This window comes from Rhizobium leguminosarum, from assembly GCF_001679785.1.
Lineage (GTDB): Bacteria > Pseudomonadota > Alphaproteobacteria > Rhizobiales > Rhizobiaceae > Rhizobium > Rhizobium leguminosarum_R.
The window spans coordinates 228,783-247,808 of the sequence record NZ_CP016288.1 but is presented as its reverse complement, the minus strand read 5'-3'; the positions used below and the strand labels follow the sequence as shown (position 1 = coordinate 247,808).

Here is a 19,026-nt window from a genome sequence, read left to right as displayed (position 1 = left end):
AATTGAACACTTCGATGCCAACCAGGCCTGTCACCTGGGCCGCAAGGGCGCCGGCAATTCCGGCAATAGCGCCAGCGATAACGTAGACCGTCACCTTTCGGCGATAGACCGGCGTACCGATTGCGCGCATCCGGCTGGCGCTGCCTTCAATTCCTCTAAGAGCGAGCCCAAACGGGGACCCGATCAGAACCTGACAGAGCAGTAAAACGGCCGCAAGAATGGACACGCTGTAGATGAAGGCGACCTGTCCAACAAAATCGAATTCGTACAGCCCCAGCAGCGGGCCAACCGTGATGCCGGCCAGGCCGTCGGCGCCGCCCGTTAGCCAACGTGCCTGGGATGCGGTCTCCTGAAGAACCATGGTCACGGCTATCGAAATCATCAACAGAGTTATGCCGTGGGTGCGAAGCAGGACAAGCCCGGAAATCCACGCCATCACTGCGCCCGCCACGGCACCGACCATGAGCCCGAGCAGCGGGTCGGGCGACAGGTGAAGCGAAATTAGTCCCGCGGCATAGGCGCCGCATCCATACATGGCCGCGTGACCAAGTGTTGCTATTCCCGCCTGCCCGAGAATGAGGTCGAATGACACGACGAAGATCATCATGATGACGATCCGGGTTAGAAACGACAGGTCGTACGGGAATATCAGAAAGGCAAGGCTCGCACCGACCACGACGGAAATGGACGGGATGAGGAAGCTCAGGGCGGTCGGCGCGCGCCTCGGCGACGTCGAAAGGACGGGGTCCATCATTGCGCTTTCCCCATCAGACCGTTGGGCCGAAGCGCGAGCAAACACCACAATCGCCACGAAAAAGAAGATGGTACCAATGCCCGGCAATAGATAGCGACCAGCCGTATCGAGAATCCCAAGGCTAATCGAAGCAAGGAAGGAGCCGGAAATGCTGCCAAGTCCACCCACAGACACAACAATCAGGAACAGCACCATATAACGAAGCGGATAGTAAGCCTCGATCGGAAGCAGTTCCGCACCGAGTATACCTCCTACCGCCGCGAGACCGGCGCCGGTGGCGAATGCAACGAGATAGACGAGCGGCGTGTTGATGCCGAGCGAGGCGGCCGCAATCCTGTTGTCGACAGCTGCGCGCAAGTAGATGCCGAACCTTGTTTTTCCATCAGCAACCAGAGACCGGCCAGCACAAGCAAACCGGAATGATAACGACCAGCCGGTGGAACGGTAGCGTCCTGAACCCGAGATCGATCGGTGTCGTGAAAATCGCCGGGGCGCCAAGCGGCAGGATCGTGGAGCCCAGGAACAGATTGACGGTTGCGATCATGATGAAGACGATTCCAATGGTCGCCAACACCTGGCCCAACTCGTTGAAGCCATAGATGTGGCGATAGAGCAGCCGCTCGAGAAGCACGGAAACGAGGACAACCGCGAGAACGGCGACGAGGAACGCCGGAATGAACGCTACGTCCAGACGTGTGGTGAGCAGATGAACGGCTGCGCCGCCAAGCAGGGCAAACCCGCCGTGCGCAAGGTTGATAATGCGCATGAGCCCCATCGTGATCGAAAGTCCGACGGAAATCATGAACAATATCATCCCGTAGGCGACGCCATCGACGACGATACTTAGAATGAGGGACATTCTCTAACCTGAGATTTGCGAGGTCGGGCGTTGCGTGGCGGAAAACTCCCGCCACGCTCACCGTGGATCAGGGATTGAAGCCGAGGTCCGGTACGTTCGGGACAGTCGCGAACTCCCGATTGACCAGTTTGCCGTCCGCGCCTTTTTTCAACACGCCGAAGATAGACATTCTGCACCACCGTCCGTGAGACCGGATCCATCTTCACCGGCCCGCGTGGGCTTTCCCATTCCATGCCCTTGGCCGCCTCGATGGCTTTTGTGCCGTCAGACCCTGCAGCCTTGATCATCCGGTAGATCAACTCCGCGCCGTCATAGGCGCCGATTGATGCCATGTTGGCGCGCGAGCCCGGATGAAGTTCCTGCAGTTTTGCGACAAAGCTTTTGTTCAGCGCAGAATCGTGGACATCGGAGTAGTGGTATGCGGTCACCAGGCCGATAGCTTGGTCTCCAAGCGCATCAAGTGTGGTCTCGTCGGTCTCGCCACCGCCAAGGAAAGAAACGCCAGCAGCTTTCAGGCCATTTTCATTATAGGCCTTGGTGAAAGCGAACGTCGCTGGGCCCACCGGCAGGAAAGTGAAGACGGTATCGGCACCGGAACTCTTGATACGCTGCATGAATGGCGCGAAATCATTGGTCTGAAGCGGCATTCGGATCTTTTCGAGAACCGCCCCGCCGTCTTTCTCAAAAGAGGCGGAGAAGGCCGTTTCTGCATCAATGCCGGGATTGTAATCCGAAACGGCAGTCACGACTTTCTTGGAGCCATTTTTGGCCGCCCACTCGGCTGCCGGTTGAGCGAGCTGCGTCAACGTAAAACTGGTGCGCAGAAAGAAGTCCGACTGCTTGTTGATCGATGATGTCGCGGCATTGAAAATCACCGCCGGCACCTTTGCCTGCTTTGTCAGGGGAGCGACCGCAACGGCATTGGGGGTGAAGTCAAATCCAGCAAGATACTTCACGCCGTCGCGGACAAGAAGTTCCTGGGCCGCTGCCTTGCTGGCGTCGGCGTTGGGTCCGCCAACGTCCTTGTAGATGAACTGAATTTTGTGACCGCCAACCTCGTCTCCGTGCTGCGCGACATAGACATCGATCGCTTCGCGGAATTGCTTGCCCCAGATTGCGTTTGGCCCGGAGAATGTAGCGATAACGCCGACCTTGATTGTCTCGGCCTGAGCGAGCGTGCCGGTCACGAAAAACGCAGCCGATGCGACGAGATACAACGTCGATTTCGAAAATGTCATATTTTTTCCCTCCCAACCGGAAAAGCGTCCGGGCGCCTTGACGCTGAAGCGCCACTTCCTCCGCTAGTATTGGTACGGAAACCGTACTAATACGTCAAGTTTTCTCCGCATTCATGGACCGCCTGTCCGTGTTGTCCGAGTCGGAAATGCTCCAGTCTAGTCAGGCGTCCTGACAATCGCATGGGCGCCTTAGGAATGTCGCGTCCGGTACTCTTGCAACCAGTCCACTGTTTTGTGTAGTCCTCCAAACGGATAGAAATGCAGACGAACATCGCCATATTCGGCGTTGCTCAAGCCGGTAGCATACTCATTGACAAGAGCGTCTGGCCCCGCGCTCGACAACAACTGAGTGATCGATAGACCGTACTTCTTGAGGACGGATGTGGATGCGGAAACGCCGCAAACCGCTGCAAATTTCAATAGCGTTCTCACGCTTGCCGGGCCAGGAATACCGATGTGGATCGGGACTTCGATACCCAATCGACGCAGTTCACCTATCCAGGCAAGTACGGGTTCCGATGCGAACGCAAACTGAGTGAAAATCGACCACTCGATATTTGCTGCTTCCATGATTAGTCGCTTTTCCAGCAGCGCACTGGTGAGCATGGCAGCGTTCTGGACCGGGTGTCCTTCCGGATGCCCGGCTATCGAGACATTGCTGATCCCATGCTGTTCGAGGATACCGCTACGTAAGATCGTAGCGGTATCCAAGAACGGGCCCTTGGGAGGGTCGGCATCGCCCGCGACTAGGAGCAATCGGCTCACCTGGGCGTCATTGACAAGCGCCGACAGCATTGCCGATAGCATGGATTCCGACCCCAGACGTCTGGCGGCAATGTGAGGCAAGGGTACGTATCCCGCCTGTCGGACCATTTTGGCCGCCCTAATCCGGTCGGCATCGCTTTCCGTTGACAGAAACGGAATCGAGATGATCGTGCCTTTGGGGATCGCGCCAGACATGGCCGCCAGCTGTGCGGTATCTTTTGTCGTCACTTCCACCGAAAAGTCATCCAGTACATCGCTCTGGTCTCGGAGATGTATTGCTTGCGACATAGCCATAAAAACCCATCCCGCCTGCGAGACAGGCGAATTCTCATTGAGCAAGAAGAATGTGAACGTTGCCGAGTAGCAGACCGCAGGGTATCCGTAGCCAGGACAACACCGGTGTTCGCTCTGACGAAGATGCGCTAAGCGAATACCGGCAATGGTCAGCTGATCGCAGCGCGCTTCATCTTTTGAACGGAACTTGCATAGGGAACGGGCGCCACGACCGCTCTGACCTTGAACTGCTCGTGCCGTTCGACATGCGGCTTCCGGGACCCGCCACGAGGCTCTCCCCAGGTGAGCGTCACTTCCGTCCCGGGAGTCGCGTTTTGGACGTCGAGCATGGCGAGAGACAGCATTTCGCCTTCGTTGTTGCTGTAACCGCAATGGCAGGAGTGACCGACGAGCATGCCATCCCGACCCCGCACCTCATCAAACTGGGGCCAGCCATAATAGGCGACCGGCAAGTCTATAGCCTTGTATCGTGGCCCGTCTCCGAGGCAAGACACAAAGATTGCCGCAACGTCGTCGCGGTTCCATACCAGCGTGACCTTTTGGCGCCGCTTCTCCACGGGCAGGGCTTCCAGGGCTTCGCGCCCAATGAAGTCATGATCGAACTTGAGAATATGGCCGTAGCCGAGATCCCACGGGGTGACGTAGTAATCTTCAATATTATCCGAGACGAAGCTGCCGCCGAGTTGGGCGTTCGCTTCCCAACCGTTTCCAGACAGCCATTGGCGAAAATCGCGCAGTTCTTCGCCCGTATAGATGCCCGGCAGGGGGTAAGGCATCCAGCCAAACTCGAAGATCGTACTAAAGTAGGTCTTCGTCCCGCCCTGCTTCAGCCTATGCGCCTCACCGGCCCTGATGAGTGCGGCGCGCACCTTTTCCATATCCTCATACGGTCCTGAAAGCTCTGCTCCCAGATGGCCCGCCATTCCATGCCGTAGAACGAGCACTTCGCATCCGCCAATTTTCACCTTCGCGGTTCTGAAGAATGCAATCTCCGGGGCGCCGCCCTCGACCGCAGCGTTGAAGATCAGGCCGGCATTGGGACCTTCCAACTGGAAACGGTAGAACCAGCGCCTGCCGGTCGGGTTGTAAGGCGTCGGGTCGTCGCGCTCGATCGTCACGTCGTAGCCGCCTTGTTCCGCGTTAAACTGGACCCAGTTCAGGACAGGCATGCCGCTGATCAGCTCGAAGGTTTCCTCGGCAAGTCTGTAGACGACGCAGTCGCCGATGACATGGCCGCGTGGCGTGCAAGCCACGAATTGCTTGGCGCGGTCAATCGTAAAATTCGCCAGACTGTTGATGCCGAGCTTTTCAAGCAGACGAAACGCATCGGGACCTTTGAGCATCAGTTCCGGCATATGGTGCGACTGGTCGAACAGGATCGCGGTCTCGCGCCAGGCGCGTTGCTCGTCTCGCCAGTTTGTGAATTCCGGCGGAATGAACGCAGCGGTGAGCCCGGTACGCGCCCGGTAATGGGGCGCAAGCGTGTCGTTGTAAAAATACTCGACGAGATTGGCTTTCTCGTCGACCAAATCCTGCAGTGATCGCGCGCCGTTTGCCTTTACCATTGCTCGAACATCCTCCTCTTTATGTTCCGCTCTGCTGAGCGATTTGACTATACGTCGACCAGTGGCCTACTAAATCGACTGTTCTTGGTGGTGGCGAGAACCGTGCACGGGATGGTGCAGCGCGTTGGTCCCCATATCGGCCGCAAGAGCCTCTCGTTCATAAAGCCTCCTCCAAGACACCTTATTTAGTAAGGTAGCCTGACCATATTTTGTGAAAGCGGCATATGTCAACCAATTTTAGTCGAGGGGCTGGAAAAATACCTGCCACAGGCTTACTCGTGTAAATTGATAGCTTCCGAGGTGGTAAAAAATGATTTTGAAAAATGCGTGGCGCAGGAGCAACATTGGCCGTCGGATGAACGAGGCGGTCAGGATATTCGAGAACAGGATCATCGAAAATCTGAAAGCCAAAGGGCATTCCGAACTTACCGCCGCACATATTAATCTAACCCGAAACCTCGACGAAGACGGGACAAGGCTCACGGAACTGGCGAGACGCGCCTCTCTCACAAAGCAATCGATGAGTGAACTGGTCGATCAGGTGGAACGAACCGGCCTCATTGAAAAACGCCAAGATCCTGACGACGGCAGGGCAAAGCTCGTATGCTTCACAGACAGCGGCTTCGTTTGGCTGGAGGCCTTTCATCAAAGCCTGGAGGTGGCCGAAAGTGAAATGCGTGACCAGCTCGGGCCGGCAATGGTCGATCTCATGGTAGAAGCTCTCGGGAAATATGTAGAGTGCCAAATCAACAAAGAGGGTGATCAAGCCGATTGACATTGGTCCGGTTTCCTTACTATTTTCGCACCAGCGGATTTGGGAGGTTTTGCCGTGACTCACGAAGTTTACGATGTCGCCATCGCGGGTGGCGGTCCATTCGGACTGATGCTGGCCAATGAGCTCGGCCGCCGAGGCGTTTCAACCATTCTTTTTGACGAGAAATCTTCGACGGCTTTCAATCCCCAGGCCAATGCCACTCAGGCAAGGACGATGGAGCATTTTCGACGCCTGGGATTTGCGGATGAGATCCGTGCACTCGGCATGCCTGAAGACTTTCCAACCGATATCGCATATTTCACGCGATATGCTCACCATGAATTGGCGCGCTTTCGCCTTCCCTCAGCCAAAGAGGCGCGCGAGAAGATCCTGACAATGACAGGATCCTGGAGCGCGGCCGAATTGCCCCACCGTGTCTCTCAGAAGTTTGTCGAGCGAGTTCTGCGTAAGCACGCCGAAGCTCTGTCTACGGTTTCGGTGAACTACGGGTGGCGAATATCCCGGTTCGAGGACGTTGGTGACGCCGTGACCATGACCGCAAGTCAGGTCGGCTCCGAGAGCACGCGCTCCGTAAGGGCCAAATATCTTATTGGAGGAGACGGCGCGAAAAGCTTCATACGTCGGACACTTGGCATTCGATATCAGGGCGATGGCGGGGCAGTCAGAGATTTCTTCGGCGGGAAAATGTTTGCCCTCTATCTTCGCTGCCCGCAGTTCTATGAGGTTGTTCCCTTTGCACCAGCCTGGATGAACGTGGCGTTCAATCCTGAGCGCCGGGCGTTTATGGCCGCCGTCGACGGCAAAGGCGAGTTTGCTTTTCACACCCAACTAAAGGAAGGCGAGAGCGAAGACGATATATCCGATGCGCAAGCGCTGAAGATGTTCCAGACGGTGGTCGGGTATCCCGTTGAGGGGGAAATTCTTTCTCGCGGCACCTGGACGGCCGGGTTTGCCCTTGTCGCCGAGAAGTTTCAGGCTGGCCGGATATTCCTCGGCGGCGACGCGGTTCATCTTTTTACGCCAGCCGGTGGCTTGGGGTACAATACGGCGGTGGATGACGCGGTCAATCTAGGTTGGAAAATCGCTTCTGTTGTGAGAGGAAATGCACCGTCATTCCTTCTCGATACCTATGAACTGGAGCGACGCCCGGTGGCCGTGCGAAACACCGGCTTCGCTCGGGCGTTCGCCGAATCCATCGGAAACTACGTCCCGAAACCCGACATCGAGGCGGACTCGGATCTCGGATCGGATTTGCGACGGGAAGCCGGCGCATACCTGGAGGCACATGGGCGTTCCGAGTTCAACATACCCGGCGTGACGTTCGGCGCTCGCTACGACCATTCGCCGATAATCCTCTCCGAAGGGGAAGGACAGGCTCCGGACCTGCCGGATGTTTACGTTCCAAATGCCGCGCCGGGGGGCAGAGCGCCCCATGTTTGGTTGAACTCTCAAACGTCATTGTTCGATCGATTTGGGTTTGAATGGACCCTCCTGCGGCTTCGCCCCTCGTCTTCGCCAGGAACCGAGTTCGTTACAGCCGCTAGAATGGCCGGAATGGATCTCACCGTCGTCGATATAGAAGAGGATCAACTCCGGGCAATTTATCGCAAGCCGCTTGTGCTCATTCGGCCAGACCAGGTCATCGCTTGGCGCGGAGATGGCGATGGCGACGCCATTCATATCGTCGAGACTGTCTTGGGCCAGATCCGAGCGTAGGGTGAAGAGGCGTCACGGCGGCGGTAATCGCGATGAAGCCACACTAAGTTTTTATAGTCCGGTGACCTGAGACCCTCAACTTCCTCCAGATTTTGGCAGAGTCCGTGGTACCAAGGAGACGGACGGAATGAAGGCGAACAATCAACCTGTGACCCCTCGCTCAGCGAGTCCCGGTAATGAGATCGACTGCAATAGATGTTCAACACAAGGGAGGAATACCATGGAGACTGCAAAAATACTCGAAACCAGGCTTTTGATCGCGGGCGATTTTCGCAGCGCATCGAATGGAGCGTTTTTTGAGCGTCGCAATCCGATAACGGGCGAACGGGTCAGCGAAGCCGCCGCTGCGACCTCTGACGATTGTAAAGCTGCGGTAGAGTCAGCGCAGCGCGCATTCTCGGGATGGTCGAAGATCGGTCCAAGTGAACGACGTGCTTATTTGATGAAGGCGGCAGCCGCCATACGCAATCGCGCGGTCTCCTTCGCCGAGGCTATGAAAGCCGAGATCGGAGCCACTCAAGTATGGGCCGACTTCAACGTAAACCTCGCCGCGAACATGCTGGAGGAAGCAGCTGCGATGACTACGCAGATCAGCGGAGAGGTGATACCTTCGGATATACCCGGCAGCTTGGCGATGGCAATCCGGGTTCCGGCGGGTGTCGTTGTTGGAGTCGCGCCGTGGAACGCGCCCGTCATTCTGGTCATACGGGCGCTGGCGGCGCCGCTTGCCTGCGGAAACACGATCGTTCTCAAAGGTTCGGAGCAGTGCCCGAAAACGCATTCCCTGGTGATTGAGGCGTTGCAGGAGGGAGGACTCCCCAAAGGTGTCGTCAACTACATCACTAACGCACCGGCGGATGCCGCCTCCGTTTTCGAGTCGATGGTGGCACACCCTGCTGTCCGCCGGGTGAGCTTCACGGGATCCACCGCGGTCGGGCGTGCCGTTGCTTTGACCTGCGCGAAATACCTGAAACCTGTGGTTCTTGAACTTGGCGGGAAGGCACCGCTCGTTGTCCTAGATGATGCGGACGTAGATGCAGCCGTTCAGGCTGCCGCGTTTGGCGCATTCATGAACTCAGGACAAATCTGCATGTCCACCGAACGAATTATCGTTGATAAAAAGATCGCAGACGATTTCGTCAACGCCCTTGTCGCAAAAACGGCAAAGCTTCCGGCAGGAGACCCAAGGAACGGTCCCGTTGTACTGGGCGCCGTTGTGAACCAAGGAACTGTCGATCGGTGCAACGAGCTGATTGAAGATGCAGTGGCGCAGGGAGCCAAGGTTGTCATCGGCGGGAAATCAAATTCGACTTTGATGCGGGCAACGCTGATTGATTATGTCACTCCATCGATGCGGATATTTCGCGAAGAGAGCTTCGGTCCGGTCAAACCTATTCTCCGGGTCGGCAGCGTCGATGAGGCTGTCAACCTCGCCAATGATACTGAATACGGCTTGTCCGCAGCCGTCTTTGGTCGCGACATTGCACGGGCCTGGCAAGTCGCGAACCGCATTGAGTCGGGTATCTGCCACATCAACGGCCCCACCGTGCATGACGAGGCGCAAATGCCGCTTGGTGGTATAAAGGCGTCTGGAATAGGCCGCTTTGGCGGGAAAGCGGGTATCGCTGAGTTCACGGATTTGCGCTGGATCACGATGCAGACACTGGAGCGTCACTATCCGTTCTGAGACACTCAGTTTTCAGGACGACAGCTGTAGCAAGGCCTTGAAGATTTCATGGATTGGCAATACGGGCCTTTGCCAGCGCGGCTCATCAGCATCCACCGACATATCGGATGCTGATGAGCCGCGGACAGATTTCTGAAACCCGCAGGTGAAGCCAAAGAGCTGGCCCGTCCGCTACCCAATGACGAGCTGATTTTGCCGCGCGAATCGTACGGATCCACCATCGCACCCGAGTTGAAAAGCCTCTTGTCGAAATCTGCCATGTCCAAATAGACTTGGCTGTTGGTTTCCACGCGGAACTGAGCCGGTGGGGGTGCGGATAAAAACTTGGACTGATTTATACATTAAGGCCAAGACTTCTTCGATACTCTATCGGACTGCGTGACCCCAGTGATAATTTGATGCGCTTTTCATTGTACCATCGGATGTAGGCATCAACCTCTCTGACGAACTGTTCGATTGTGATGGTCTTCCAGTCTCGGGGGTAGAAGAGTTCCGTTTTCAACCGGCCGAAGATCTTCACAAAGCCGCACGATGCTTCCGGATATGAAGCTGCAGGGTGACGTTAACGTCGCCGCGCTGTCACCGCTTCTTCGCGGGATGATCCTTTCGGCTTCCTACGCCGACAGCCAAGGCGGCATAGGGTTGACAGCGACCGGCACCATGAACCGCAAGTTCGTGCATTGGGCCGCCGTTCACTTCCAGTGGCCGCTAATTCTGAACCTCTACCGAGAGTGGTGCGCTCATCCGCATGGCCCGAATTCCGAGCTTCGCGCCCGTCACGGCGTCTATTCCGATCGGCTCAATCTCCACCCCTGACTCAGCATCAATATAGCGGGCGAGTTCACCGTCGCAGTGACGGTGTGCCCACGCTCCAATCATCATAAGTACTGGTAGGAAATCTCGACCTGCCTCCGTGAGGATGTACTCCTCGCGGGGAGGTCTTTCGGAATAGGACCGTTTTTCAAGCAAGCCAGCTTCCGTCAGCGCCTTGAGGCGCTTCGTGAGTATCGTCGGCGCGATGCCCAGACTCCTCCTGAACTGGTCGAACCGGGTGAAGCCGATATGGGCATCCCGCAGGATGAGAATGCTCCATGCATCTCCGACAGAATCGAGCCCACGGGCGATCGGGCATTTCAGGACAGCACTATTTTCCATTGGTATCCTTTTGATAGTGACACGATATCGAAAAGATAGTAACACGTCGTCAGACGATGATCCATATCAATTGAAAGTTGCCATGAGTATCAAAGACAACGGCGTTGCCCCCGCGACCAACGCTTCCGCGGATATCGGTCCTGTAACAGTCCGGACCTCGGCGAAAACTGGCGACCGCATGGTTGGCACGAGCTGCAAGCAAGTGGACCACACAATGCTCATCTGCGGCGGGACGCTTCAAGTGCCCACTTTCGGCATCTCCCGGATTGCCAGGCGGCACCCGATTTTGTGCACAGAGCACGCAGGCTCATGACTGCGCCGTTCACCAACATGTTTTCCTTTTCACTGCAGCACCAACCGCTATGGAGACATTCCAATGTCAGCAACCAATACCAGCGTGCTTTTCCGACCCTTCACCGTCAAGACCCTTGACCTGAAGAACCGCATTGTCATGGCCCCGATGACGCGTATGTTCGCCTTGGGCGGCGTACCGGCCGAGGCAAATGCCAACTATTACCGGCGCCGCGCGGAAGGACAGGTTGGCCTCATACTTTCGGAGGGCACGGTTATCGACCGGCCGTCATCTCGCAACCACCCCAACATTCCGTTCTTTCATGGAGAGGCGGCGCTGGCGGGCTGGAAAGGTGTCATCGACGCCGTACACGATGCAGGTGGCCGAATGGGGCCGCAAATATGGCACACAGGATCCGTTCGCTACATGGAATGGGAACCGGAATCACCCGTAGAAAGCCCGTCCGGCCTGGAGGCCGTGGGCAAGCTGCGCGGCGAGGCGATGAGCGAGGAAGCTATTGCCGATACGGTCGCAGCCTTCGCCAAAGCCGCAGCCGATGCCAAGCGCCTGGGCTTCGACACAGTCGAAATCCACGGCGCGCATGGCTACCTCATCGATCAGTTTTTCTGGTCAGGCACCAATACGCGTGATGATCGTTATGGTGGTGCGACGATCAGGGAGCGGTCACGGTTCGCTTCCGACGTCGTCGCCGCTATTCGTGGGGCGGTTGGCCCGAACTTTCCGATCATCCTTCGCGTGAGCCAGTGGAAGCAACAGGATTTCACGGTACAGCTCGGCGAGACACCGGCGCTGATGTCCGACTGGCTGCTGCCATTGGTGGAGGCTGGGGTGGATGTCCTCCATTGCTCGCAACGACGGTTCTGGGAATCGGAATTCCCGGAGATCGATGGCGAGAAAGGCCTTAACTTCGCTGGATGGGCCAAAAAACTGACCGGTGCCGCAACGATCAGCGTCGGCTCGGTGGGCCTTGATGGCGACTTCATGAGCGCTTTTGCAGGCCAAGGGGCGGAAACGAAGGGCCTGGAACGCTTGATCGAACGAATGGAGCGGGACGAGTTCGATATGATCGCGGTTGGCCGCGCTCTGATCAGTGATCCCAACTGGCTGGCAAAGATCAAGGAAGCCGATGAAGCAAGCTTGAGACGCTTTGACGCTAAAGACCTTTCCGAACTCGTATGATCCCAATGTCGCGGGTGGAAGTGATGAAAATCTCCTACGCCCGCGGCTAATCTCTGGTCATGCAGGTGTCTGTTGCCGATGGAAGCCGTCGTGCAGGCGACCGCGATCTTGACGGGCGCGAGTATCGGGAGCCTGCACGGATTTATATCACCTCTCAATCCAGGGCCAATGGCCTGCTCCCCGGCCCACCGGATAGCGGATCGCACTGCGAAAGCCCACATTGTCTCCGGATCGCTGAAGGCGTCGACGAGATGCCCTTTTTGGCTGCTTGCCCCGCCGCCGCTACGGCTGCCACCAGCTCCCGATCTGCAAAGTTTGGCGCAGTCCTATGAGGTGATGCCGCATATAGGTGGCTACGGGCTTTGATAGCGGACGTCGTCGTCGCGACAGGAGCGCTTGACGCTAACAGACCCTCTTTTACTACTCGTGGAGACTGGCCAGCTTTCGTGGAAAATTTCAAGCTCGACTATCTGCGCGCTTGTGCGAATTTAATTCATCAGTGAGTTGTCTTTCATGTGACTGGAAACGCCAACTCGGCGTCGGCACAGAGATAGCATAGAGGTCGCCTTGCAGATCAAAGAACGCCGCACCCACGGCAGAGATCCCGGCAGTCTGTTTGTCACTGTCGAAGGCTGTGCTTCTGGTGGCTGTGTCTGTTGTCTGTTCATTCGACTGTCCATGCAAGCGTCTGGTTCGCATCGAAGATGATTGACGGAGTATCCATCACGCGGCCTCGAAAAGTTCTCATAATTTGCCGGTAACAAACTGGGCTTCTCCAGCACCGAAAGACCAATCGTCATCCGTATTTTCCACAAACGACACCATAATATCTGACTGCCGACGTGATGCGAAGGGAGAACCCCATGGCACGTGAACAGATACATGCGCCAGGTTGATCTTCTGGTGCGGACCCTGCCTTTCATCGACCGCCATGAGATCTTCGCCCTGAAGGGCGGTACGGCGATAAATCTCTTTTACCGCAAACACGCCGCGGCTCTCGGTCGACAGCGGTTCTGATCTGCCTCCCAGGCGAGGATCGCGAGACGACCCTAAAAACATCGACGATCCTCGAGCGCACCCCGGAGACCTGCTGCGCAATGGGAGAACATGCTGGAACGCGCGGCGATCCTGACACGGGATACCGAGCCGATCGACACCTTTTATCTGTTCGACAACCCGACCGGAATGCATCGGCATTTATCAGCCGACGCCTGCGGGGCGCTCGTCGAACACAATATTTCCAGGACACGCCCCGTCACGGACGCCGCGGGTATCGAAGGCCGCCCGCCCGAAGTCTCGTTTTGACACGGACTCCGCTGCGTCACCGTCTGTACACCGCGAAATACACCGTGGACGATGTATAGCCTCAACGGTCCTGGAAACTGGATTCCCGGCTCGTGTTCTGGTATCCCGTATGAAGACGTATGGCTGATTTCAGCCGCCAGTTCCCCAGCTGGTTGCACAACGCCCACAAAGGGAACCCCGTTCCTTCCCATTATACGGATATGGACTCCTCGTGAACAGCTATGGGCCGGAGGTTGGGGAAATCAGCCAATACCATGGTGGCTTGTTGCGACGAGATGTTCAGCTCAATGCGGCAGTTCGTTGGAACCTAGGCGGGAACCGCGTGGCTCGGTCTGACAGCAGTGAGGAAGTCTTTGGTTCGTTGCATCTTGGGACGAAGGAAAAGTTCGTCAGGAGGAGCTTGTTCGACTACCACGCCGCCGTCCATAAAGATGATCCGGTCACTAACGCTGCGAGCAAAGCCCATCTCATGCGTGACGATAACCATCGTGACCCCGGTGTGCGCCAACGCTTGGATCACCGATAGAACTTCGCCCACCATTTCCGGGTCGAGCGCCGACGTCGGCTCATCGAAAAGCAATACCTGCGGCTCCATCGCCAACGCACGGGCGATGGCAACACGTTGCTGCTGCCCGCCCGACAGTTGAGAAGGATATTTTGAGGCATGAGCTTCGAGGCCCACTCGCTTCAGCAGGGAGAGCCCCATTTCGTGGGCCTCGGATCGCGGCTTTTTGCGGACACGGATCGGCCCTAGGGCGACATTTTGCAAAGCCGTAAGATGCGGAAACAGGTTGAAACTCTGAAACACCATTCCGAGTTTCGCGTGGGTTTCCGATGCGACTTTCTCAGGTCCAACCGGCGCGCCGTCGACATGGATTTGCCCGCCCTGATATTTCTCCAGCAGGTTGATGCAGCGGATGAGCGTCGACTTACCGGAACCCGACGGACCAATTATACAAACCACTTCGCCCTTCTTCACTTGGAGATCAACATTGTGAAGAACCTCGAACATGCCGTAGGCCTTACGCAAGCCCTCGATCTTGATCATACAATGGACTGGGTCCTGATTGGCAGAGCTTAGAGACATCAATCACCTTCCTTGACTCAGCCCGCGGTGTTCAAACCGGCTGACAATTTTTACCAGCGGCAGTAGCAACGCCAGGTAGAGCAGTGCTGCGCCGACGAGGGGAGACGGATTGGCGGCGAGCGATTGGGCCTGGGTAGCCTGCTTGAGAAGATCTGGCATCGCCACGACCGATGCGAGGGCGGTGTCTTTCAAGACGCTGATCGCGTTGCCGGTGAGAGGCGGAATGACCAGCCGGAACGCCTGGGGGATGACGACATCCCGCATCGTGTCGAAGAAGCCGAGACCGATGGCTTGCGCTGCTTCAAACTGCCCCTTCGGGATGGATTGAAAGCCCGCGCGAAATATCTCGGCGGCGTATGCCGCCGCTACGAGCGAAAGCGCTGTCGCAGCTGAAGAAAACGACGACAAGCGAACTCCGAGAAACGGGAGTGCGTAGTATATGAGGACCAGCAGGACCAGAAGCGGGATCGATCTGAATACGTCGATGTAGAAGGCGATCGCGATACGGACTGGCGCGACGGCGTAGAGGCGAAGAAGAGCAAACGTAAGCCCCAGAAAAGAGCTTACGATCGCACATACGACGCCCAGCACGACGGTCACAACCAGACCCGACAACAGCGCAGGCAGGCTGTTGCGCAGGACGTCGATATTGAAAAACGTCTGAACAATATCCATCGTCAGATCACTTGGCGACGGGTAGAGGTTTCACAACGACCGTCGACGAGTCCTTCGCTGGATCGGTTCCGAACCATTTCTTGTGAAGGCCAGCGAGGAAACCATCCTGCTTCATCTGGGAAATCACATCGTTTATCGATGCGATGTCCGCGAAGCTCTTGTTGAAAATAAGGGAGTACTGCTCGCCGGTCGGTACGCGATCCACGATGTGGAATTGCGGCTTGTCCTTGATGTAGAAAGCGATCGCGGGCATGTCGGCGATGAATGCGTCTACGCGTCCCGCCTGCAAATCCAGGATTGCGGGACCCATGGAGTCGTAGCGACTGATGCTTTCGAAAGCGTACTTCTCCTCGTTCTTCGTCGCCCAGATATCGGATGTCGCGGCGGATTCGACAGCCACGCGAGCCCCTTTGATTCCGTCGAGGTTAGTCACAGAACTGGAAGCCAGCGTCGTGACGGATTGATCGGCGTCAAAGTAGGGTTGTGCAAAAGCCAGCGACTTAAGCCGTTCATCTGTGATGGTCATCGACGCGATACCGATCTGAATGCGATCCGACAAAAGCGCGGGGATCAACCCCTCGAATGGCAGGTTCTGTATATCGATGGTACGGTTAAGCCGCTTTCCAAGCTCCTGCACGAGTTCGACCTCGAAGCCGGCGTAACTTCCATCCCTCTCCGCAAACTCCCAAGGCACGTTTCCTATATTGGCGCCGATCGTCCAATCGGCCGCGAACGCCTGGGAATTGGCCCATGTGGTGATACCGAGCGCCAATACGATCACACCGCGACACATATTTTTCAAAGCAAGTCTGTTCAGCATCCTTAAGTTCCCCTTTTTGCACTGCTGGGTGCGGTTCGTGTTCAAGTGGACATAAGGATAGCGCCAAGTAAATTTTGATTTTTCGTCGGATACATCGAATAAACTCGATGTTGCCTCCAAGAGCCGAGCCGTACCTTGATTGTAAGCGTGCCATAGACGGCTTCAGAGCCGCAACCTACCCCTGCCTCCGAGCCACTATATTCGAGGTAGGGCCCGGCCATTCAGATCCTCGATCACGTTTAGATCGATGCTTTTCAAAGTAACACGCGAAAATTTCAAATTTACAAGGCACCGACGCCGCAGGATACCTGTTCTCAGAAACGCGAAACGGCGCCCAAGGCACTCAATGCCACCGTCGGGGAACCCATCAACGCATCGTTCGCGCGACTAAATTTTCAGTTTGAATGCAAAGATAAGGACCGCACCCGCGTTATGACCCTACCTCATTTTCGTTCCCCCGCGCTTCCAAATCTCGATGCGCCGAGATATGCCGAGATTGCAACTTTCCTGCGCGCGCCTCTCGCGACAGATTTGCAGGAAGTCGACCTCGGACTGATCGGCATCCCATACGACGGCGGCCTGACCAATCGATCCGGCGCCCGGCACGGGCCTCGTGAGGTCCGCAATCAATCATCCCTTACTCGAAAGTTCCACCATGTGTCGCGGAAGAATCCGTTCGACATGTGCCGCATCGCCGATCTGGGCGACGTTCCCATGACGAAGGCATTAAGCGTAGAAGGCGCTCATGACGACATCAGCGCCTTGTACGATCTCGTGCACGCTGCAAAAATTATCCCGCTCTCCGTGGGCGGCGACCATTCTGTCACCTATCCCATTTTCAGGTCTATCGCCCGTGACCGCCAGATTGGAATGGTTCATATCGATGCGCATATGGACCTCTGGGACGAATTCCAGGGTTCCAAGTTCAGCCACGGTTCGCCATTCCGTCGGGCCATCGAGGACGGTCTTCTCGACCCCAAGCGCGTGGTACAGATCGGCATCCGCGGGGCGCAGAACAACGAGGCGGGGTGGCAGTATGCAGAAGACCACGGCGTGACGGTGATGTTCATTGAAGAGGTCAATGAACTCGGTATCGAGAAAGTCCTCGAGAAAGCGCGCTCTGTAGTCGGCGATGGCGAAACCTATCTGTCATTCGACATCGACAGCGTTGACCCGGTTTTTGCACCTGGCACCGGAACACCGGAAATCGGCGGCCTGACAACTATCCAGGCCCAGGCCCTGATCCGCGGTCTCGATGGCCTCAATCTCGTAGGTGCCGACCTTGTCGAGATCTCCCCGCCCTTCGATCAGACCGGCGGCACGTCCCTGGTGGGCGCATCCCTGATGTATGAGATGGCTTGCATTCTCGCCAACTGCATAGCCAATCGCAACACGCGTTGAAATATCGATCAGTGAGATATCGGGGGAAACAGACCACATGATGAGCTCCACACCGCAACTCGCAATTGACAATGTAAGGGGCCATTTCCATGGCCTCGATCAAGATTGGGTCCTCATGGACAACGCCGGCGGATCGCAAATCCTTAAGTCGGGCGTGGACCGTATCAATGAGTTCTTCCGCATAGCCTATGTGCAACATGGTGGAAGTTACGCGATGTCCGAGCAGGCTGAACGGCGTCTTTGGAACGCGCGTGAGGCCATGGCGCTAATGGTCAACGCCCGCATCCCGGAGGAAATTCTTTTCGCAGGCTCGTCGACCGTGGCACTCAGCAATCTCGCACACGGTCTGCGGAGGAGCTTTTTGCCTGGTGATGAAATCATCCTCACGAGCGGTGATCACGAAAGCAATGCAACCTGTTGGGAGCGTCTGAAGGAATTCGGTGTGATCATCAAAACGTGGTCGTTCGATCGCGAGACAACCGAATTCGATCTCGATGACCTCAAAGCTCTGCTGAGCAGCAGGACGCGTCTCGTCTGTGTCCATCACGCCTCCAATATCCTTGGCTTGACGAATCCGGTGCGGGAGATTGCAGATATCGTTCACTCTGTGGGCGCCAAGCTCTGCGTTGACGGCGTGGCATTTGCTCCTCACCGCGCCGTCGACGTGCAGGCGCTCGATGCCGATTATTATGTCTTCAGCGCCTACAAGGCGTATGGCCCTCACTGCTCCGTGCTGTATGGCAAGTACGATCTGCTTCTGGAATTAGATTCCATTTATCACCACTACTACGGGAAGTCGGACCTTCCATTCAAATTGGAGCCAGGCGACCCCAATTATGAACTGACGGCGTCACTGCCTGCTATTCCCGAGTATCTGTGCTCGCTTTCGGAGAACCGGACGAAAGCGCTAAGCAGAGATTCGCTGGAGAAAGGCTTCGACGCGATCACTGCCCATGAGAATGATTTGCTGAACAGGCTGTTGGCATTTCTCACCGCACTTCCCGATGTTCAGGTGATTGGTACGCAACGGAATCAGGATTCTCTTCGGCTGCCCATAGTCGCTTTCCGGGTAAGGGACGTTCACGCGGAGCAGGTCTGCCTGGCGATGGACAAGCATCGCATTGCGATACGATGGGGCAAATTCGCCGCCAATCGAATCTTTGATCGCCTCAACATCAACGATAATGGCGGGATCGTTCGTGTATCGTTTGCTCATTACAACACACTTGAAGAGGTCGATCGTCTGACCGCTGCACTCGCCAACGTCTTGGGAGAGCTGCGAGGCCGGTAGCAGTGTTGGCGCCAGCTCTTTCCGACCTCCCTCAATGGATGTCATAGGTCTTCCCAGTGACAGAGCCGCCTTCGATGGGGCTGTCGTTGAGCGTGTCGTTTTGCACTGAAGCCGGCCTGTACCAGGGCGCCGGATTCTCTGCCGTTA

The 19,026-nt window shown here is 56.5% G+C and carries 15 protein-coding genes and 6 pseudogenes; 9 read left to right on the top strand and 12 right to left on the bottom strand.

Annotated elements, in window-relative coordinates:
* Positions 1–79: 79 nt before the first annotated feature.
* The 5 genes and pseudogenes from BA011_RS46385 to BA011_RS31520 all read right to left on the bottom strand — a co-directional run.
* Positions 80–751: pseudogene (locus BA011_RS46385) on the bottom strand (branched-chain amino acid ABC transporter permease); the annotation flags it as partial.
* A pseudogene (locus BA011_RS46665) lies at positions 751–1,613 on the bottom strand (branched-chain amino acid ABC transporter permease). The pseudogenes BA011_RS46665 and BA011_RS46385, both read right to left, overlap by 1 nt.
* 67 nt (positions 1,614–1,680) lie before the next feature.
* Positions 1,681–2,851, bottom strand: a pseudogene (locus BA011_RS31530) (ABC transporter substrate-binding protein).
* A gap of 189 nt (positions 2,852–3,040) precedes the next feature.
* Complete coding sequence (locus BA011_RS31525) at positions 3,041–3,910, bottom strand: methylenetetrahydrofolate reductase (protein WP_062942581.1); 870 nt, start codon at positions 3,908–3,910, stop codon at positions 3,041–3,043.
* A 149-nt stretch (positions 3,911–4,059) separates the two neighbouring features.
* Positions 4,060–5,475 (bottom strand): aminomethyltransferase family protein, encoded by a 1,416-nt coding sequence (locus BA011_RS31520; protein WP_065283738.1) that lies wholly within the window; start codon positions 5,473–5,475, stop codon positions 4,060–4,062.
* Positions 5,476–5,830: 355 nt separating this feature from the next.
* Here BA011_RS31520 and BA011_RS31515 point away from each other — a divergent pair, with 355 nt between their 5' ends.
* The 3 genes from BA011_RS31515 to BA011_RS31505 all read left to right on the top strand — a co-directional run bounded on the left by BA011_RS31515 (position 5,831) and on the right by BA011_RS31505 (position 9,653).
* Entirely contained in the window at positions 5,831–6,250 is a 420-nt protein-coding gene (locus tag BA011_RS31515) for a MarR family winged helix-turn-helix transcriptional regulator (RefSeq protein ID WP_032991797.1), read from the top strand.
* A gap of 54 nt (positions 6,251–6,304) precedes the next feature.
* Positions 6,305–7,966: an FAD-dependent oxidoreductase gene (locus tag BA011_RS31510; RefSeq protein WP_151343686.1), complete on the top strand. Its 1,662-nt coding sequence runs from the start codon at positions 6,305–6,307 to the stop codon at positions 7,964–7,966.
* 220 nt (positions 7,967–8,186) lie between these two features.
* The gene (locus BA011_RS31505; protein WP_065283737.1) at positions 8,187–9,653 is read left to right on the top strand and encodes an aldehyde dehydrogenase; all 1,467 of its coding nucleotides are present in this window, start codon (positions 8,187–8,189) and stop codon (positions 9,651–9,653) included.
* A 334-nt stretch (positions 9,654–9,987) separates the two neighbouring features.
* Here the strand turns inward: BA011_RS31505 and BA011_RS42875 are convergent.
* Positions 9,988–10,188: pseudogene (locus tag BA011_RS42875) on the bottom strand (IS3 family transposase); the annotation flags it as partial.
* A gap of 8 nt (positions 10,189–10,196) precedes the next feature.
* Between BA011_RS42875 and BA011_RS42870 the strand changes: the two are divergent.
* Positions 10,197–10,469 (top strand): hypothetical protein, encoded by a 273-nt coding sequence (locus tag BA011_RS42870; RefSeq protein ID WP_186806607.1) that lies wholly within the window; start codon positions 10,197–10,199, stop codon positions 10,467–10,469.
* Here BA011_RS42870 and BA011_RS31500 read toward each other — a convergent pair.
* On the bottom strand, positions 10,362–10,808 hold the full coding sequence (locus BA011_RS31500) for a winged helix-turn-helix transcriptional regulator (protein ID WP_065283736.1): 447 nt from the start codon (positions 10,806–10,808) through the stop codon (positions 10,362–10,364). The two genes, BA011_RS42870 and BA011_RS31500, sit on opposite strands and share 108 nt — an antisense overlap.
* Positions 10,809–11,184: 376 nt before the next feature.
* Between BA011_RS31500 and BA011_RS31490 the strand changes: the two genes are divergently transcribed.
* Entirely contained in the window at positions 11,185–12,300 is a 1,116-nt protein-coding gene (locus tag BA011_RS31490; protein WP_065283734.1) for an NADH:flavin oxidoreductase, read from the top strand.
* Between the two features lie 456 nt (positions 12,301–12,756).
* Here the strand turns inward: BA011_RS31490 and BA011_RS42865 are convergent, their stop codons facing one another.
* Both BA011_RS42865 and BA011_RS42860 read right to left on the bottom strand, forming a co-directional pair.
* Positions 12,757–12,999 (bottom strand): IclR family transcriptional regulator domain-containing protein, encoded by a 243-nt coding sequence (locus BA011_RS42865; RefSeq protein WP_151343684.1) that lies wholly within the window; start codon positions 12,997–12,999, stop codon positions 12,757–12,759.
* A 45-nt stretch (positions 13,000–13,044) separates the two neighbouring features.
* Positions 13,045–13,134 (bottom strand): annotated as a pseudogene (locus BA011_RS42860) (tautomerase family protein); the annotation flags it as partial.
* Positions 13,135–13,182: 48 nt separating this feature from the next.
* On the opposite strand from BA011_RS42860, the pseudogene BA011_RS45470 reads away from it, so the two are divergent.
* Both BA011_RS45470 and BA011_RS31485 read left to right on the top strand, forming a co-directional pair.
* Positions 13,183–13,355, top strand: a pseudogene (locus tag BA011_RS45470) (nucleotidyl transferase AbiEii/AbiGii toxin family protein); the annotation flags it as partial.
* Positions 13,356–13,407: 52 nt separating this feature from the next.
* Positions 13,408–13,605: a hypothetical protein gene (locus BA011_RS31485; RefSeq protein WP_065283733.1), complete on the top strand. Its 198-nt coding sequence runs from the start codon at positions 13,408–13,410 to the stop codon at positions 13,603–13,605.
* A 307-nt stretch (positions 13,606–13,912) separates the two neighbouring features.
* Here BA011_RS31485 and BA011_RS31480 read toward each other — a convergent pair whose 3' ends face one another.
* From BA011_RS31480 to BA011_RS31470, 3 genes are read right to left on the bottom strand one after another with little or no spacing between them, the layout of a single operon-like run.
* On the bottom strand, positions 13,913–14,653 hold the full coding sequence (locus tag BA011_RS31480) for an amino acid ABC transporter ATP-binding protein (protein WP_065283754.1): 741 nt from the start codon (positions 14,651–14,653) through the stop codon (positions 13,913–13,915).
* Positions 14,654–14,695: 42 nt separating this feature from the next.
* Positions 14,696–15,367, bottom strand: a complete 672-nt coding sequence (locus tag BA011_RS31475; RefSeq protein ID WP_065283732.1) for an amino acid ABC transporter permease — start codon at positions 15,365–15,367, stop codon at positions 14,696–14,698.
* A gap of 7 nt (positions 15,368–15,374) precedes the next feature.
* Positions 15,375–16,187, bottom strand: coding sequence for a transporter substrate-binding domain-containing protein (locus tag BA011_RS31470; protein WP_237352768.1), 813 nt, complete (start codon positions 16,185–16,187; stop codon positions 15,375–15,377).
* Positions 16,188–16,619: 432 nt separating this feature from the next.
* Between BA011_RS31470 and speB the strand changes: the two genes are divergently transcribed.
* A complete protein-coding gene (gene speB / locus BA011_RS31465; RefSeq protein ID WP_065283731.1) occupies positions 16,620–17,588 on the top strand; it encodes an agmatinase in 969 nt (322 codons plus the stop codon).
* Positions 17,589–17,625: 37 nt separating this feature from the next.
* Positions 17,626–18,879 carry an aminotransferase class V-fold PLP-dependent enzyme gene (locus tag BA011_RS31460; protein ID WP_237352767.1) on the top strand — a complete coding sequence of 418 codons (1,254 nt, stop codon included), beginning with the start codon at positions 17,626–17,628 and terminating at the stop codon, positions 18,877–18,879.
* Positions 18,880–19,026 lie beyond the last annotated feature (147 nt).

Bases quoted from the DNA above. Each gene is read 5' to 3' on its own strand.
- BA011_RS42865 (WP_151343684.1), bottom strand. From the start codon at position 12,999: ATGCGAACCAGACGCTTGCATGGACAGTCGAATGAACAGACAACAGAC.
- BA011_RS31485 (WP_065283733.1), top strand. From the start codon at position 13,408: ATGCTGGAACGCGCGGCGATCCTGACACGGGATACCGAGCCGATCGAC.
- BA011_RS31470 (WP_237352768.1), bottom strand. From the start codon at position 16,187: ATGCTGAACAGACTTGCTTTGAAAAATATGTGTCGCGGTGTGATCGTA.
- BA011_RS31505 (WP_065283737.1), top strand. From the start codon at position 8,187: ATGGAGACTGCAAAAATACTCGAAACCAGGCTTTTGATCGCGGGCGAT.
- speB (WP_065283731.1), top strand. From the start codon at position 16,620: ATGACCCTACCTCATTTTCGTTCCCCCGCGCTTCCAAATCTCGATGCG.
- BA011_RS31460 (WP_237352767.1), top strand. From the start codon at position 17,626: ATGATGAGCTCCACACCGCAACTCGCAATTGACAATGTAAGGGGCCAT.
- BA011_RS42870 (WP_186806607.1), top strand. From the start codon at position 10,197: ATGAAGCTGCAGGGTGACGTTAACGTCGCCGCGCTGTCACCGCTTCTT.
- BA011_RS31515 (WP_032991797.1), top strand. From the start codon at position 5,831: ATGAACGAGGCGGTCAGGATATTCGAGAACAGGATCATCGAAAATCTG.
- BA011_RS31525 (WP_062942581.1), bottom strand. From the start codon at position 3,910: ATGGCTATGTCGCAAGCAATACATCTCCGAGACCAGAGCGATGTACTG.
- BA011_RS31490 (WP_065283734.1), top strand. From the start codon at position 11,185: ATGTCAGCAACCAATACCAGCGTGCTTTTCCGACCCTTCACCGTCAAG.
- BA011_RS31475 (WP_065283732.1), bottom strand. From the start codon at position 15,367: ATGGATATTGTTCAGACGTTTTTCAATATCGACGTCCTGCGCAACAGC.
- BA011_RS31520 (WP_065283738.1), bottom strand. From the start codon at position 5,475: ATGGTAAAGGCAAACGGCGCGCGATCACTGCAGGATTTGGTCGACGAG.
- BA011_RS31480 (WP_065283754.1), bottom strand. From the start codon at position 14,653: ATGATCAAGATCGAGGGCTTGCGTAAGGCCTACGGCATGTTCGAGGTT.
- BA011_RS31500 (WP_065283736.1), bottom strand. From the start codon at position 10,808: ATGGAAAATAGTGCTGTCCTGAAATGCCCGATCGCCCGTGGGCTCGAT.